We start from the raw sequence: 16,961 nt of genomic DNA, 5'->3' as shown, positions 1-16,961 counted from the left end.
GGACATCAGTCAGGATAATATACAGGGTTAGCATGGTAACACTGTTTATTATATATGCGTATTAACTGTTAAGGCTGATGCCAGCAGTTCTAATACATTCCCGGTAAGGGAGTTGGGAACGGATTCCCAAACAAATATTATATTTTACACGGAGGTACACACTATGGTAGTACAACACAATATGTCAGCTATGAATGCTAACAGAATGTTAAGCGGAGTTTCATCTGCACAGTCAAAATCAACAGAGAAGTTATCATCAGGTTACAGAATCAATCGTGCCGCAGATGATGCTGCTGGACTTTCAATTTCAGAGAAGATGAGAGGTCAGATTAGAGGTCTTAATCAGGCTTCAACAAATGCTCAGGATGGTATTTCACTTATCCAGACAGCTGAAGGTGCTTTAAATGAATCACACTCAATCCTTCAGAGAATGAGAGAGCTTGCAGTACAGGCTTCAAATGGTACAGAAACAGATGACGATAGAGAAGCAGTACAGAACGAAATCGAACAGCTTCAGAGTGAATTAACAAGAATCTCTGATACAACAGAATTCAATACTATGAAGTTACTTGATGGTTCTCGTTCAGGTAGTAAGGTAAGTGCTTCTGTAAGTAAGACAGCGGAAAATAATCTTACAACCGTAGATGCTACAGCACAGGTTAACACATCAGCAGCTGTTACTAAGGTTGGTGATGATGCCGACTCAACAATTTCAGTAACTATATTAGATAAGAATGGTAATACATCAACAACAAGTGTTACTGTACATTATGATAAGACAAGTGGTAAGTATTCTGTTGATGGAAAAGATTTATCTGTTACAGATACAGCAGGTAGTAGTGCGACAGCGCCAAAGTCAGGTTTAGCTTTTGCAGAAGCTTTATCTAATACAGCTTTAGCTGACTCATATGATATTACATCAGGAACTAATGGAGAGCTTGTGTTTACAGCAAAAGAAAAGGGAGCTACAGCTGATGCTATATTAGTATCACAGGATGGTGGAGCTGCAGCTTCTACAACAAAGACAAATAATACAGGAACAGACTCTTACCAGCAGTTAGCATCTGGTATAGGTGCATATGATGGAACAGGTAATATCGAAGATAAAATATTTACAGTTAATGGAGAGAAGTTTGCATATGTTACTGACCCATCTAAGTTAGGTGATGATTATAAAGATGTAAATTATGTAAAGACAACTGGTACAAATGGAGCAATTGCAGCTGCAGATGCAGATACAATGGCTAAGTTAATAAATTCTAAGACAGGAATTGCTGCGGAACAGGATGCTAATGCTAATACAACTGTTAATTTAAAGGCAGGTACATCTAATACAGGTAATGGTATTAAGCTTCAGATTGGTGCTAACGAAGGTCAGACAATGAGCTTTACACTTGATGATATGAGTGCTGATGCACTTGGTGTTGGTGGAAGCAATGTTGACTTAAGCACACAGGAGTCAGCTGAAAAGGCTACAACAGCTATTGATGCAGCTATCAAGAAGGTATCTGCTTCAAGAGGTAAGATGGGTGCTGTTCAGAACAGACTTGAGCATACAATCAACAACCTTGATACAGCAGCTGAGAACCTTCAGACAGCTGAGTCACGTATCCGTGATACAGATATGGCTGAAGAAATGGTTAACTACAGTAAGAACAACATTCTTGCACAGGCTGGACAGTCAATGCTTGCACAGGCTAATCAGTCTAATCAGGGTGTTCTTACACTTCTTCAGTAATCAATTAGCGTATTACTACTAGGTTAACCAAGATGAAATAAAAAGCCTAAATAATCAAAATTTCAAAATTGGATTATTAAAAAATTATATAAAAACAACCCCGCAATATGTTCCATGCACATATGTTGGGGTTGTTTTTGTATTAATAATTCTTTACAGCGTTGACAGCTTCATCTTTGGATAGCTGGTAGTCTTCAATGAGTTTATTAACAGTGTCATCATCTGATAGGTTCATATCTTTACATAGTTTTATAAAAGCATTGATACCTTTAGTAAGTTCAAGTTGTCTACCTTCGGCAATACCCAACTGCCTACCTTCTTCCTTAACAATTTCAAGATGTCCTTCCTCGTCATATTCATAAATACTCACAGTAATCACTTCCTCCCTGTGATTTTTTAAAAAATCCGACAATACATTTTCAGCAATGCACTCATCAACCGCTTCAGTAACAGCAGTACGGATATCAATTTTCTCAACATCGGTCTTAACACGTACTTTATTAACAAATGTCATATAGTCTTTAAGAGTTTCGCATTTAGAAAGAAATTCAGAGCTATATGTATGCATATTAGAATTATCATTAATATTAGAATTAAAAGTACGGGATTTATTCCCCTCATTATTAGCAGTGTTAATATTAATAACTCTTACCATAAGCTCCAGCTCCGGATAATCTATTTTCTTCTCATACATATCCGATAATCGAAGAATACTCTCTGCCGCGAGTGGTTGTTTTCCATTATAAAATGTAACGAAATGCGGTACTGGAATTTTAAGCAGTGTACTCCTGTGCAAATCACTATTGGTATACATCTGCCTGTACACATCAGATAAATAGTGCAGAAATCGCAACGGCATATTTGGATTGCGGCTTGACTGCTGTTCAAACATATACAAATCCTGCCCGAATACAAATGAAGCATCATTTTTATACTTCATATACACACCACCCTTAAGAGTAGTAACAGTTAAATCATCTACATTAGTATAATTCGTGTCGTTCAAACCGTTATAAAGGTCCAGAAGATTATTCTTATCCATGTATAACAGGCAGAATACATTATCTTTATATTGCCTTATTTCAGTTGATTGTCTGACAGCACCAGCATTTATACTGTTATTTTGTGGGTGTAAAGCTTGCTTAGTATTGTTAGTATAATTATTTAATTTTCTCATAAGTTCTCCAATCTTGGTAAATAATGTTTGATATCATATTTGGTTCAATAAAACACAATTACTTTAGATTGAAGAATTTCATATCTATATATTATCATTAGTAAATATGTATGACAAGCATATTAAAAATGTTGCATTATAAGTGGTTGTTTTATTGATTGTTAAATATGATAGCTGGATATTTGATATAGATATTTATAAATAATCTATGTAGCATTATATTTAATATATAAAATGTTATAAGATTATCTGTAAATAAAGATTATTTATATACAACACCCAATATTTATAGCTGAATTATATTGAGTGTTGTACTTAGGTTAAAGAGTTATATACATTAAGTAGTTAATAGTTCTTTAAGGCGTTGACAGCTTCATCTTTGGATAGCTGGTAATCTTCAATGAGTTTAGTTACGGTGTCATCATCTGATAGGTTCATATCTTTACATAATTTGATAAAAGCGTTAATACCTTTATTTAAGCCTTCGGCAAGTCCAAGCTGTTTACCTTCAGCAATACCCAATTGCCGGCCTTCTTCCTTAACAATTTCAAGATGTCCTTCCTCGTCATATTCGTAAATGCTCACAGTAATCACTTCCTCCCTGTGATTTCTAAAAAATTCCGACAATACATTTTCAGCAATACATTCATCAACCGCCTCAGTAACAGCAGTACGGATATCAATCTTCTCAACATCGGTCTTAACACGTACTTTATTAACAAATGTCATATAGTCCTTAAGTGTTTCGCATTTAGAAAGAAATTCAGAGCTGTATGTATGTGAATTAGTGGCATTACCTACATTGATATTCTTATTGGATTTATCAAAATCATCTGATTGATTAGTACCATTAATAATATCATTCTTCTCAGTGTCCAATAATTTTTGGTTAATAATAGCACCCGTGTTAATATTAATAACTCTTACCATAAGCTCCAGCTCCGGACAATCTATTTTCTTCTCATACATATCAGATAATCGAAGAATACTTTCTGTTTCAAGTGGCTGCTTTCCATTATAAAATGTAACGAAATGTGGTACTGGGATTTTAAGCATTGTACTCCTGTGTAAATCACTATTGGTATACATCTGTCTGTACACATCAGATAAATAGTGCAGAAATCGCAACGGCATATTAGGATTGCGGCTTGACTGCTGTTCAAACATATACAAATCCTGTCCGAACACAAATGAAGCATCATTTTTATACTTCATATACACACCACCCTTAAGAGTAGTGACAGTTAAATCATCTACATTAGTATAATTCGTGTCGTTCAAACCATTATAAAGGTCAAGAAGATTATTCTTATCCCTGTATAACAGGCAGAATACATTATCCTTATACTGCCTTATAGCCGCTGATTGGTTTCTGTTAGTATCCACATTTATTGTTTCGGATGTTTTTCTAACAGTATCCGGCTTTATTGTAATTGATGGCTGACTGCCAGTCATTGCATTTATACCGCTGTCTGCTGAATATACAGCCTGTGTAGTATTGTCTGTAATATTATTGATATTTTTCATAAGTTCTCCAATCTGTGGTAATGATGTTTGATAGCATAGCCATTAACATTCAACTACAACACAATATTGAAGAAACAATAAAAATATCTATCTATGTCTATATTCTATCATTGGGAAAAAGTTATGACAAGAAGAACAATATTGTTATTTGTGCTGGCTATGCACTAGATAATTAAGACTAATGATATATCATTATAATAAAATATTACGCGTAATATATATTATATATAACATACATACAATACAAATGCAATACTAAAAAGATGAAAAATAAAAAAAGGAAATTATCTGTTTTTGTTGAATATTTAAAAAGTAGGCAGTTTTTTGGCGTTTGTATGCGTGATTATGTATTGCGCAGAAATGAGGGTGAAGTATGAATATCAGAGAACAGCAGGAGAGCAGAGAACACGAGTATATGAGTCCATATGCCAGTTTCAGTGATGAATCAAGGGGCAGGGATAAGCCAGAGCCACAGTGCGATATGCGCACGATTTATCAAAGGGACAGGGATAGAATATTACATAGTAAGTCATTTAGAAGACTGAAGCATAAGACACAGGTATTTCTTGCACCAGAGGGAGATCATTACAGGACAAGACTTACCCATACGCTGGAGGTTGCCCAGATAGCAAGAAGCATTTCAAGAGCGTTAAGACTTAACGAAGATTTGACAGAAGCTATTGCACTGGGACATGATCTGGGGCATACGCCATTTGGACACGCAGGTGAGAGAACGCTTAATGAGATATGTCCGTTAGGGTTCAGTCATTACAGGCAGAGCATAAGAGTTGTTGAATTCTTGGAAAAAGATGGAGCAGGACTTAATCTTACGTGGGAAGTAAGAGATGGCATTGTTAATCATAGAACAGCAGGCCGCCCATCAACGCTGGAAGGCAAGGTAGTAAGGCTTTCCGATAAGATTGCATACATCAACCACGATATAGATGATGCCATAAGGGCAAGGATATTTTCCGAGGACTATATACCTAAGGAATATACAGACGTGTTGGGAACAACTACCAAGAGCAGGCTTAATACGCTTATAAGCGATATAATAAAGTGCAGTATTGACAAGGATGATATTATAATGTCTGATACGGTACATAAGGCGATGACAGATTTAAGGCAGTTTATGTTTGACAAATTGTATACCAATCCAGCCGCAAAGAGCGAGGAAGTTAAGGTGTGCAAGCTCATAACAGAACTTTATAATTATTATATTGATAATATTGAGGAGCTTCCTGACAATTACAAACGCTTCATATATGAAAGAGGCGAGAAGCCAGAGCGGGTTGTATGCGATTATATAGCAGGAATGAGCGACCAGTATTCTATAAGCAGGTTTGAGAATATATTTGTTCCTAAAGCCTGGAAAGGCTAGAAAGAAGAGTTAATAATGTATTCAAGTGAAGTAATAGAAGAGGTAATATCAAGAAATGATATAGTTGATGTTATTTCAGGATATATAAAACTTAAGAAAAATGGCAGTTCATATGTAGGGCTTTGTCCATTCCATAATGAGAAGTCACCGTCATTTTCTGTGTCTGGCACGAAGCAGATGTATCACTGCTTTGGCTGTGGAGTTGGAGGAAATGTAATAACATTTGTAATGGAATATGAGAATTATACATTTCCAGAAGCAGTAAAAATGCTTGGAGAACGTGCAGGAATGGAACTTCCTGAGACTGATTACTCCGCAGAGGACAGAAAAGACAGGGATATAAAGACAAGGCTTTTAGAGATTAATAAAATAGCGGCGACTTATTATTATCATCAGTTAAAGTCAGAAGCTGGAAAGTCGGGGCTTGATTACCTTGTAAAGAGAGGTCTGTCGGATAAGACTATTAACAGCTTTGGACTTGGATTTGCACCGCAGTCAACGGGTGAGCTGTATCGTATGTTAAAGGATAAAGGCTATGATGATGAGATTTTAAAAGAATCGGGCCTTTTTACATATGAAAAAGGTGTGAGGGATAAGTTCTGGAACAGGGTAATATTTCCTATAATGGACATTAACAATAAGGTTATAGGCTTTGGCGGAAGAGTAATGGGAGATGCGAAGCCTAAGTATCTTAATTCGCCAGAGACCAAGCTGTTTGATAAAAGCAGGAATTTGTATGGGCTGAATGCGGCAAGAACAGCAAGAAAGAATAACCTTATAATATGTGAGGGCTATATGGATGTAATATCCCTTCATCAGGCTGGATTTACGCAGGCAGTGGCATCGCTTGGAACGGCACTGACACCGGGACACGCACGACTTATGAAAAGGTATACTGACAATGTTCTTATAACCTATGATAGTGATGAGGCAGGTGTGAAAGCTGCGTTAAGGGCAATTCCGATACTTAAAGAGGCAGGTTTGTCCACAAGAGTTATTAATATGCGGCCATATAAAGACCCTGATGAATTCATCAAGGCATTAGGTACAGAAAGCTTTCAGGACAGAATAGATAAGGCACAGAACAGCTTTATGTATGAAATTGGAATAATAGAGAAGAATTATAACAGAAGTGATCCTGAGGGCGAAACGTCATTTGAGAAAGAAGTAGCTTCCAGGCTTGTTGTATTTAAGGAAAAGCTTGAGAGGGAGAATTATCTTAAGGCGGTGTGCAGGCAGTATATGATTCCGGAAGACGGAATGAGGGATATGGTCATAAGGCTTGGAAGCAATGAAGGCATTATGGCAAAGCACGACACATATACGGCTAAGGAGAATACTCCTATAAGGAAGAAACGCGAAAATGGCGTAAGACAGGCAGAGAAGATTTTGCTGACGTGGATGATTGAAGATGGTGACATTTATGAGAAGGTCAGTAAGTTTATAAGTCCTGATGATTTTGTAGATCCGGTATTTAAAGATGTAGCAGCTAAGATATATGAACAATACGAGAGTGGGCAGATTAATCCTGCGGCGATTATCAGTTCATATATGGATACAAGTATGCACAATGAAATAGCGGCTATGTTTAGTGCAGAATTAAGTGACTCCCTTAATAAGCTTGAGAGGGAGAAGACGCTTAATGATACAGTTATAAAGGTCAAGAAGAATAGTCTTGATACTAAGCTTGATAATGCTACAGATGCAAGAGCTATGCAGGACATTATCAATCAGCAGATGAAGCTTAATAATATTCATATTAATTTGTAATATATGCGAAAGGTGGACCATTGTAATGGCAGATAAGAAAGAAAACTTAATCGAAGAAGAAGTAAAAGAAACTAAAAAAGCAACAAGAAAGAAGAAATCAGACGAAGAAGGTGCTAAAAGCACAGCCAAGAAGCCAAGAAAAGGCAAGGAAGGTGCAGAAGCTGAACTTACAGAAGAAGAAAAAGCACAGGCTATTCAGGAAAAGTTTATGGAAAAATGCAGGGGAATACTTGCAATAGCCAAGAAGAAAAAGAATGTCCTTGATTATAAGGAGATTATGAACTATTTTCAGGATACTGATTTTGAAGCAGATAAAATGGAAAAGGTATTTGAATTCCTTGAAGCTTGTAATGTAGATGTTAAGATGAATGATGATGAAGTTGAGGAGGACGATATCCTTCTTGATGATGAAGATGATATAGATATTGAAAAGATTGATTTATCTGTACCAGATGGTATTGGCCTTGAAGATCCTGTAAGAATGTACTTAAAAGAGATTGGTAAAGTCCCACTTTTAAGTGCAGAGGAAGAGATTGAGTACGCTAAGAGAATGGAACAGGGTGATGAGGAAGCTAAGAAAAGACTTGCCGAGGCTAACTTACGTCTTGTTGTAAGTATTGCAAAACGTTATGTTGGAAGAGGAATGCAGTTCCTTGACCTTATTCAGGAAGGTAACCTCGGTCTTATTAAGGCTGTTGAAAAGTTCGATTACCGTAAGGGATATAAGTTCTCAACATATGCTACATGGTGGATAAGACAGGCTATTACAAGAGCTATTGCTGACCAAGCAAGAACAATCCGTATTCCAGTTCATATGGTAGAAACTATCAACAAGCTTGTAAGAGTACAAAGACAGCTTTTACAGGAATTAGGAAGAGAACCATCTCCTGAAGAAATAGCAGAGACTATGGATATCCCGGTTGAGAGAGTGAGGGAAATCCAGAAGATTTCACAAGAGCCGGTTTCACTTGAAACACCTATCGGTGAAGAGGAAGACAGCCACCTTGGTGACTTTATTCAGGATGATAATGTTCCAGTACCAGCAGAGGCAGCAGCTTCAACACTTCTTAAGGAACAGCTTGTAGAAGTTCTTGGAACACTTACAGACAGAGAGCAGAAGGTATTAAGACTTCGTTTTGGAATGGACGATGGAAGAGCAAGAACTCTTGAAGAAGTTGGTAAAGAATTCAATGTTACAAGAGAGCGTATAAGACAGATTGAAGCTAAGGCATTAAGAAAGTTAAGACACCCAAGCAGAAGCCGCAAGCTTAAGGATTACCTTGATTAATTGGCAAGACTATTAAATGGTGTTACTAAGGAAAGCTTATGAACGATATTATTAATATATCTAATAGATTAAAATGTGTTGCAAGTCTTGTTAATAAAGGTGCAAGAGTAGCAGATATCGGCACAGATCATGCATATCTTCCAATATATCTTGTCCAGAATGGAATAAGTAATAAAGTATATGCATGTGATGTAAGAAAAGAACCATTAAGACGTGCACAGCTGCACATTGATGAATATGGACTTTCAGATAAGATAACTACACAGCTTTGTGACGGGCTTAAAGGTATTAATAAAGGTGACGTTGATACAGTAACTATATGCGGTATGGGCGGAAAGCTTATGAAGAGTATATTACAGGCAGGTATAGACAAGCTTGGGTATAATACCCAGCTTGTCTTATCTGCACAGTCAGAATTAAGGGATTTCCGTGCATATCTTTTAGAAGCTGGCATAGATATTAAGTCAGAACATATTCTATTAGAAGACGGAAAATATTACTTTATATTTGACTGTGTATACAACACGCCATATGAACAGCATTTTAATAAAAATGTTGTTGATGCAGATGACATTTATAAAAATGATAATCAGAATAATAATGAAAAAAAGATTACAGCTTACACTGAGGAAGAATTAAGATATGGAAAATACCTTCTTGATAATAAGTCAGAAGTGCTTTATGAGTATCTTAATAAAGAACTTATGAGTTGTAATAATATTAGAGATAATCTTCTTAATAAAGAACAGTCAGTGTCTGTGAAGAATAGAATCAAGGCTATTGATGAAGATATTGTTGTTATTAATAAGGCGTTAGGAAGATGGAAGGAGCAATAAATGCTTTTATCACAGATGGCAGCAGAAGCCGCAAAAGATTACAAATATGATATTATTCTTGCTAATGTCAACGGCAAGCTTACAGAGATATCAGATATGGATATAACGGATGAAAAGGTGGAATTTATTACTGTAGGAGAAACTATGGGTAATGAGGCGTATAAAAGAAGCGTACTTCTTTTAATGCTCAATGCAATACATAAGCTTGATACAGATAATAAAATCAAGAGAGTTACAGTTGAATTCTCTCTTAGCAAAGGTCTTTATTGCGATATAAAGGGTGATTTTGAGATTACAGAAGAATTTCTTAATAAAGTAAAAGAAGTTATGAGAGCTGATGTTAAGAAAAACCTGCCTATTAAGAAGCAGGGAATGAAGACATCAGAGGCTATTAAGCTGTTCAAGAAGTTCGGAATGGAAGATAAGACACAGTTATTCAAATATAGAATTAGTTCTTATGTTAATGTATACAGCATAGAGGGTTATTACGATTACTTCTATGGTTATATGGCAGCTAATACAGGAATATTAAAGACATTTGACATATTCCAGTATGATAAGGGCTTTGTTCTTCAGTTGCCAACTAAAGAAAATCCGGAAACAGTGCCGGAATTTGCACCACAGGCTAAGCTTTTTAATGTACTTATGGAAAGAAGCGAGTGGGCAGATATGCTTGGTGTTGATACAGTTGCATCATTGAATAAGCATATAATAAGCGGGGATATTAATTCACTTATTCTTGTTCAGGAAGCGTTACAGGAGCAGAAGATTGTTGAGATTGTTAATCAGATAAAAGAAAGGGAAGGCGTTAAATTCATTATGATAGCCGGACCATCTTCATCTGGAAAGACAACATTTTCACACAGATTATCTATACAGTTAAGAGCAAGTGGATTTAAGCCACACGCAATTGGGGTTGATAATTATTTCGTGGAGAGAGAGCAGACACCTGTTGATGAAAATGGAGAGTACAATTTTGAGGATTTACATGCAATAGACATAAAGCTTTTTAATGACCATATGAATGCATTGCTAAGAGGTGAAAAGGTTGAGATACCTCAGTTTAATTTCCTTACAGGAAGGAAAGAATACAATGGTGATTATATACAGCTTGGGGAAGAAGATATTCTTGTTATTGAGGGTATACACTGCCTTAATGATGAATTATCCTACGCACTTCCAGTTGAAAGCAAGTTTAAAATCTATATAAGTGCACTTACACAGCTTAATGTTGACGAGCATAACAGAGTTGCTACAACAGATGGACGTCTTATAAGACGTATGGCAAGGGATTACAGAACAAGAGGAGCTTCTGCCAAGAGAACACTTTCAATGTGGGAGTCGGTTAGAAAAGGTGAAGAAAAGAATATCTTTCCATTTCAGGAAGAAGCAGATGCTATGTTTAATTCGGCTATGGCATATGAGCTATGTATATTAAAGCCAATAGTAGAGCCACTTCTTTTCTCAATAACAGAAGATGACCCAGAATATCAGGAAGCCAAGAGATTACTCAAGTTTCTGGCGTATTTCCTTCCTTGTCAGGCAGACAATGTTCCAATTAATTCTATAATGAGAGAATTTATTGGTGGAGGGTGCTTCAGAGTTTAGAAAAAAATAGCAAATGTATATACAAATGCTTGCATAGTGTGGCGGAAAATATTATAATTATTATACAGAAGGGAGTGAATATTATGGCACAGATTAGTTTACGTGTAGATGATGAGATAAAGCATAAAGCAGAGAAAACATTAGACGAAATAGGACTAAGTATGTCAACAGCAATTAATATATTCTTAAAAACAGTTGTCAGGGAAAACCGTATTCCTTTTGAACTTACAGCTGACCCATTCTATAGTAAGTATAATATAGAAGAATTGGAAAGACGTGTGGCAAATATACGTTCAGGTAAAAGTACTTTAAAGGAGCACGAATTAATAGAGGAGGATGAGTGAGAAAATTATGGGGAGATGAGGCTTGGCAAGAATATCTTAATTGGCAGACACAGGATAAGAAGATGCTAAAAAAGATAAATAGATTATTGATGGATATTGACAGAAATGGATATCAATGTATAGGAAAGCCAGAGCCTCTTAGTGGCAATTTACAAGGATATTGGAGTGTTAGAATTGATGAGAAGAATAGGATTGTTTTCAGAATAGAAAATAATAATATTGAAATCATACAATGTGGAACGCACTATAGGGATAAGTAGAAAATATGGAGTAAAAGAATACTCGGTCACAACCGACTCGGTTGTGACCGAGTATTCTTTTGAAATTAACTTGTAACGAAAACAATAGAAATTGTTATATAGCTATATATAACATATACTATTTCCTAAACGAATTCTTATACTCCCTGGACATTTCAAAAAGTTCATTAACATACCCTGGAGTTTTGTTATCAATATTCTTCTTAATTTCACTTAATATGTCAATATAATCGCCGAGTAGTACGCTTATGTCTTCTGAGTTAGAAGCACATATCTGGTCCCACATTTCAGGAGATGAAGCGGCTACCCTTGTCATATCGCGAAAGCTTCCAGCCGCTAACATCTGCATATGCTTGTCGTTGTCGTCCTGTTCAGATACAAGCTTTACAAGTGCTGTAGATATGAGGTGTGGAAGGTGGCTTATTGCGGCTACGCTTTTATCGTGAATTGTGTAGTCCATAACAATAGGATTGGCTTTCATATCATACACAAGTGCTTTGAAGCGTTCAAGCTGTTCATTGGTAGTCTTTGATGTTGGAGTGATTACATAGCGTGCATTTTTCATAATTGCTGATGAAGAATTAGCATAGCCTGTAAGTTCAGAGCCAGCCATAGGGTGGCCGCCTATAAATACATTTTCCATATCAAGCTCTTTAACAGTGTTATGTATTGAAGTCTTAACACTTCCGACATCAGTTATAATACAGCCGCTTTTAACGATATCTTTTAACTGCTTAAGGTAGTCATTCATCGTTATTACCGGTGTGCACAGAATTATAAAATCACAATTAGCAAATCTATCATCAACGCAGTCAAGTACGTCATCAACAACTCCGTCTTCCTTTGCTTTATACACAGGCTCAAGTCTTCTGCTTGTTGCAATTATATTATAATTATTGCCCGATTCCCTGAGTGCGTGCGCTATAGAGCCAGCGATAAGTCCGAAGCCTATAAAACCAACTTTACAATCCATAATATACTTAACCTCGTTTCTTATAATTTAATAATAAATATGATGTTTGTGTGTAATTAAAATCATTAAAATACAATGATTGTTATAGATTTTAGCACTTTAAAGTAACAGTGTAAAGGATGAAACTAAATATATTTAAAGTAATTAAACAACTTTTGAAAAATTTGTCAAAAATGTTCATAAAATAATACGTATAAATTAAGTTATTTCTGATAGCGTTGAATATAATGGTGGACAGTATATATATAATGCTGATATTGTAAATATACTTGTGCTTGGCATAGACAGCAATCTTCTTGTAACGCGGAGGCAGTATCAAGGCTGATGTATAATATACCTATAGACCGCGTGTGTGTATTTAACTGTGAAGCTATAGGTGTGATTAATGATGCTGTGGGAGGTGTTGAGGTTACCATAGAGAACGATTTTACAGATGAGAGTGGAGAAGTTCTCGAACCGGAGTTCTACAAGGGTAACACATTAAAGCTTAATGGAGAGCAGGCAGTTACATTTATAAGAGAAAGAGATTGTACAATATTTAAGAGCGCAATGGACAGGGTGGAAAGGCAGGAGCAATATATAAGCAGTCTTGTAAGCACAGCCAAATCAAAGCTTAAGCGTAACCCGATGATAGCGTTATCTATTCTTAATAAGCTTAAAGAAAATGACTGCATATATACTGATATATCAGCTTCAGAGCTTATGTATATTGCCCAGCTTGCAGGAAGAACCCATTTTTCTATGGAAGATGTGACAACAATCCCCGGTGAGGTTAAGATGGGAGAAGAGTTTGAGGAATACCATACGGATAGTACGGCACTTAAAAAAATAGTACTGGAAAATTTCTATACTAAGGTAAAATAACCAAAGTAAAAAGATTAAAGCAAAAAGATTAAAGCAAAATGATTAATGTAAAATAGCAATGAGAAAAATGACAGAAATACAAAGATATAATGTCAATGTCAAAGGATTGCCGTAAAAAAGTGGCCGGTTATTGACAAATACTTTCATTGTGATAATATTTGAAAGTGAGTAAATATGTGATTGAAAGCACCGGATTGGTATAACTGGTGCAGGAATGAGGTTTTAAGATGGCTAACACAACAACTTATAATCCTAAATCTATCGAGCCAAAGTGGCAGAAGTATTGGGAAGAACACGGAACATTTAAAACAGATGTATGGGATTTTTCAAAGCCTAAGTATTATGCGCTTGATATGTTTCCTTATCCATCAGGTGTAGGTCTTCACGCAGGACACCCAGAAGGATATACAGCTACAGATATCACTTCACGTATGAAGAGAATGCAGGGATATAATGTACTTCATCCAATGGGATATGATTCATTTGGACTTCCAGCAGAACAGTATGCTGTAAAGACAGGCAACAATCCTAATGGATTTACAGAAAAGAATATAGAAACATTTACTAAGCAGTTAAAGGAATTGGGTTTTGATTATGACTGGAGCAAGACTTTAGCAACAAGTGATCCTAAGTTCTACAAATGGACACAGTGGATATTCAAGCAGTTATACCTTGACGGCTATGCTAAATATATAGATATGCCAGTTAACTGGTGTGAGGAACTTGGTACAGTTCTTTCTAATGATGAAGTTATTGACGGTAAGTCAGAGCGTGGCGGATACCCTGTTGTAAGAAAGAATATGAAGCAGTGGGTTATCGATCAGGTAGCATTTGCAGATAAGTTACTTGAAGGACTTGAACATATTGACTGGCCAGAGTCTACTAAGGAAATGCAGAGACACTGGATAGGCAAGTCAGAAGGTGTTGAGGTTGACTTTAAGATTGACGGTGGTGGAGATTTCTCTATCTTTACTACTTGTATTGAAACTATATATGGTATTACATTTATGGTACTTGCACCAGATGGAGATATCGTTAAAGAGCTTATGCCAAGAATTCAGAATAAGGAAGAGGTAGAAGCTTATATTGCAGAGACAATTAAGAAGAATGATATGGATAGAACAGAGCTTAACAAAACTAAGTCAGGCTGTGTTCTTGAAGGAATATATGCAATTAACCCGGTAAATGGCAAGAAAGTTCCTATATACATAGGTGATTTCGTTCTTGCTAACTATGGTACTGGTGCTGTTATGGCAGTTCCAAGCCACGACCAGAGAGATTTTGAGTACTCAGAGGCACACAATATTCCTAGAATACAGGTTATTGATGGTGCTGATGTATCTAAGAAGGCATTTGAGAAGTATGATTACCTTGGCAAGGGCTGTAAGCTTATTAATTCAGAGGAATTCACAGGTCTTACAGTAGAAGAAGCTAAGGAAGCTATTACTCAGAAGCTTGAGAAAATGGGCGTAGCAAGAAGAAAGGCTAACTACCATTTCAGAGAATGGATATTTGCAAGACAGAGATACTGGGGTGAACCAGTGCCTATCGTATATCTTGAAGATGGACAGATTCACGTTCTTGATGATGATGAGCTTCCACTTATCTTACCAGAACTTGAAGATTACAAGGGCAAAAATGGACAGGCTCCACTTGAAAATGCAACAGAGTGGAAGCAGTATGAGCATAATGGACTTAAGGGCAAGAGAGAAACTTCAACAATGCCTGGTTCAGCAGGTTCAAGCTGGTATTATATGAGATATATTGACCCAGATAACGATAAGGAACTTTGTGCCCCAGAACTTCTTAAGCACTGGCTTCCAGTTGACCTTTATATCGGTGGACCAGAGCATGCAGTTGGACATCTTATGTACTCAAGAATATGGAACAGATACCTCTACGACAAGGGTATTTCACCAGTTGCAGAGCCATTCCAGAAGTTAGTTCATCAGGGTATGATTCTTGGTTCTAATGGTATCAAGATGGGTAAGAGATTTCCAGAGTTCGTTATTAACCCAAGTGATATCGTAAGAGAATATGGTGCTGATACTTTAAGACTTTACGAAATGTTCATGGGACCTCTTGAAGCTTCTAAGCCTTGGAGCCAGCAGGGTGTTGAAGGTGCAAGAAGATTTATCGGTAAGGTATGGAACTTCTTTACAACTGAAGGCAATGTTGTTGATGAGGATGTTAAGGAACTTGAAAAGGTATATAACCAGACTGTAAAGAAGGTTACAGATGACTTTGAAAAGCTTGGTTTTAACACAGCTATCAGCCAGATGATGATATTTATGAACGCTGCAACTAAGCTTGGCAAGTGCTCAAGAGAATACGCAGAAGGCTTTATAAAGATGTTCTCTTGTATCTGCCCACACGCAGGTGAAGAAATGTGGAGCCGCCTTGGCCATAATGACACAATAGCTTATGAAAGCTGGCCAACATACGATGAGGAAGCCTGCAAGGAAGACACTGTAGAGATTGGTGTTCAGGTAAATGGTAAGGTTAAGGGAACTATTTCTATAGCTGTAGATGAGGCTAAGGAGTCAGTTCTTGAAAAGGCTAAGAAAGCAGTAGAAGGCAAGATTACAGGTAATATAATTAAGGAAATCTATGTACCTGGCAAGATTGTAAATATTGTTGCAAAATAAATTATATTATATATAGTTGGTTTATTACTGAATTATTTTTTAAGGCATATGGGAAATTTTGATATGTACTCTTTTTACTGGACAGACCAGTAAGGAGGATACTTATCATTTTCCATATGCTTTTTTAATGTTGAAATAGGGCTACCGCAATCCCACTGGCTTTAGACGGTGGGTTAAGGTAGCCGGAAGCGGAGGGTTGTGCTATACTTGCGTTATGGGAACGTGGAAATCAAAAAACAGACACAAATATTTGTTATAGTATCATATTATTTTCGTATGCAAGTATAGAAAGAAATTGCTGATGTCAAAACAAATATCAGATGATATAAAGCAGTTTTCTTATGAGATATGTCAAAAGCATAAAGTCATTATCAGATATATGGAGACAGATAAAGAACATACTTTTTGGACGGACGGATATTTTGTCTGCAGTGTAGGAAATGTTTCAGAAGAGATGCCACGAAAATATATAGAGAATCAAGGGTAGAAAGGTGGCGACAGTAGGTGTTAAAAGCATATAAATACAGGATATATCCTAATAGCGAAC

General features: G+C 36.5%; 14 protein-coding genes and 1 pseudogene. 12 read left to right on the top strand and 3 right to left on the bottom strand.

Translation table 11 applies throughout. From position 1 onward, the window contains the following. Positions 1–163: 163 nt before the first annotated feature. A complete protein-coding gene (locus BM157_RS12465) occupies positions 164–1,738 on the top strand; it encodes a flagellin N-terminal helical domain-containing protein (protein ID WP_090141421.1) in 1,575 nt (524 codons plus the stop codon). 142 nt (positions 1,739–1,880) lie between these two features. Here BM157_RS12465 and BM157_RS12460 read toward each other — a convergent pair whose 3' ends face one another. Together BM157_RS12460 and BM157_RS12455 are read right to left on the bottom strand one after the other, a co-directional pair. Continuing rightward, positions 1,881–2,915: an RpnC/YadD family protein gene (locus BM157_RS12460; RefSeq protein ID WP_090141419.1), complete on the bottom strand. Its 1,035-nt coding sequence runs from the start codon at positions 2,913–2,915 to the stop codon at positions 1,881–1,883. A 345-nt stretch (positions 2,916–3,260) separates the two neighbouring features. Beyond that, complete coding sequence (locus tag BM157_RS12455) at positions 3,261–4,442, bottom strand: RpnC/YadD family protein (RefSeq protein ID WP_090141418.1); 1,182 nt, start codon at positions 4,440–4,442, stop codon at positions 3,261–3,263. Between the two features lie 373 nt (positions 4,443–4,815). Here BM157_RS12455 and BM157_RS12450 point away from each other — a divergent pair, with 373 nt between their 5' ends. From BM157_RS12450 to BM157_RS12420, 7 genes are all read left to right on the top strand, one after another. Further along, complete coding sequence (locus BM157_RS12450; protein ID WP_090141416.1) at positions 4,816–5,823, top strand: deoxyguanosinetriphosphate triphosphohydrolase; 1,008 nt, start codon at positions 4,816–4,818, stop codon at positions 5,821–5,823. A 12-nt stretch (positions 5,824–5,835) separates the two neighbouring features. Then, positions 5,836–7,593 (top strand): DNA primase, encoded by a 1,758-nt coding sequence (gene dnaG, locus BM157_RS12445; protein WP_090141414.1) that lies wholly within the window; start codon positions 5,836–5,838, stop codon positions 7,591–7,593. A gap of 208 nt (positions 7,594–7,801) precedes the next feature. Continuing rightward, a complete protein-coding gene (gene rpoD / locus BM157_RS12440; RefSeq protein ID WP_318255997.1) occupies positions 7,802–8,881 on the top strand; it encodes an RNA polymerase sigma factor RpoD in 1,080 nt (359 codons plus the stop codon). Positions 8,882–8,919: 38 nt separating this feature from the next. Further along, entirely contained in the window at positions 8,920–9,717 is a 798-nt protein-coding gene (locus BM157_RS12435; protein WP_090141412.1) for a tRNA (adenine(22)-N(1))-methyltransferase, read from the top strand. Continuing rightward, the gene (locus BM157_RS12430; protein ID WP_022503110.1) at positions 9,718–11,325 is read left to right on the top strand and encodes a nucleoside kinase; all 1,608 of its coding nucleotides are present in this window, start codon (positions 9,718–9,720) and stop codon (positions 11,323–11,325) included. It abuts the gene before it with no gap. 83 nt (positions 11,326–11,408) lie between these two features. Beyond that, positions 11,409–11,669, top strand: coding sequence for a type II toxin-antitoxin system RelB/DinJ family antitoxin (locus tag BM157_RS12425; RefSeq protein WP_022503109.1), 261 nt, complete (start codon positions 11,409–11,411; stop codon positions 11,667–11,669). Continuing rightward, positions 11,666–11,929 (top strand): Txe/YoeB family addiction module toxin, encoded by a 264-nt coding sequence (locus tag BM157_RS12420; protein ID WP_090141411.1) that lies wholly within the window; start codon positions 11,666–11,668, stop codon positions 11,927–11,929. The genes BM157_RS12425 and BM157_RS12420 overlap by 4 nt, the downstream gene beginning before the upstream one ends. Before the next feature lie 118 nt (positions 11,930–12,047). Here BM157_RS12420 and BM157_RS12415 read toward each other — a convergent pair whose 3' ends face one another. Beyond that, a complete protein-coding gene (locus tag BM157_RS12415; protein WP_090141409.1) occupies positions 12,048–12,902 on the bottom strand; it encodes a prephenate dehydrogenase in 855 nt (284 codons plus the stop codon). Between the two features lie 306 nt (positions 12,903–13,208). On the opposite strand from BM157_RS12415, the pseudogene BM157_RS12410 reads away from it, so the two are divergent. The 4 genes and pseudogenes from BM157_RS12410 to BM157_RS13330 all read left to right on the top strand — a co-directional run. After that, a pseudogene (locus BM157_RS12410) lies at positions 13,209–13,766 on the top strand (LCP family protein); the annotation flags it as partial. Positions 13,767–13,993: 227 nt separating this feature from the next. Beyond that, positions 13,994–16,414: a leucine--tRNA ligase gene (leuS, locus tag BM157_RS12405; protein WP_090141406.1), complete on the top strand. Its 2,421-nt coding sequence runs from the start codon at positions 13,994–13,996 to the stop codon at positions 16,412–16,414. Positions 16,415–16,679: 265 nt separating this feature from the next. After that, complete coding sequence (locus tag BM157_RS12400; RefSeq protein ID WP_242858657.1) at positions 16,680–16,901, top strand: transposase; 222 nt, start codon at positions 16,680–16,682, stop codon at positions 16,899–16,901. A 17-nt stretch (positions 16,902–16,918) separates the two neighbouring features. Then, positions 16,919–16,961 (top strand): helix-turn-helix domain-containing protein (locus BM157_RS13330; protein WP_456361700.1); only part of this gene is annotated, 43 nt, incomplete at its 3' end.

Origin of the sequence: [Lactobacillus] rogosae (assembly GCA_900112995.1) — a bacterium.
GTDB lineage: Bacteria > Bacillota > Clostridia > Lachnospirales > Lachnospiraceae > Lachnospira > Lachnospira rogosae.
The sequence above is the reverse complement of the archived record's forward strand: the minus strand, read 5'-3'. Positions and strand labels throughout refer to the sequence as shown.

Excerpts from the sequence above, each read along its gene's own strand:
- BM157_RS12465 (WP_090141421.1), top strand. The coding sequence starts at position 164 with ATGGTAGTACAACACAATATGTCAGCTATGAATGCTAACAGAATGTTA.
- BM157_RS12460 (WP_090141419.1), bottom strand. The coding sequence starts at position 2,915 with ATGAGAAAATTAAATAATTATACTAACAATACTAAGCAAGCTTTACAC.
- BM157_RS12455 (WP_090141418.1), bottom strand. The coding sequence starts at position 4,442 with ATGAAAAATATCAATAATATTACAGACAATACTACACAGGCTGTATAT.
- BM157_RS12450 (WP_090141416.1), top strand. The coding sequence starts at position 4,816 with ATGAATATCAGAGAACAGCAGGAGAGCAGAGAACACGAGTATATGAGT.
- rpoD (WP_318255997.1), top strand. The coding sequence starts at position 7,802 with ATGGAAAAATGCAGGGGAATACTTGCAATAGCCAAGAAGAAAAAGAAT.
- BM157_RS12435 (WP_090141412.1), top strand. The coding sequence starts at position 8,920 with ATGAACGATATTATTAATATATCTAATAGATTAAAATGTGTTGCAAGT.
- BM157_RS12430 (WP_022503110.1), top strand. The coding sequence starts at position 9,718 with ATGCTTTTATCACAGATGGCAGCAGAAGCCGCAAAAGATTACAAATAT.
- BM157_RS12425 (WP_022503109.1), top strand. The coding sequence starts at position 11,409 with ATGGCACAGATTAGTTTACGTGTAGATGATGAGATAAAGCATAAAGCA.
- BM157_RS12415 (WP_090141409.1), bottom strand. The coding sequence starts at position 12,902 with ATGGATTGTAAAGTTGGTTTTATAGGCTTCGGACTTATCGCTGGCTCT.
- leuS (WP_090141406.1), top strand. The coding sequence starts at position 13,994 with ATGGCTAACACAACAACTTATAATCCTAAATCTATCGAGCCAAAGTGG.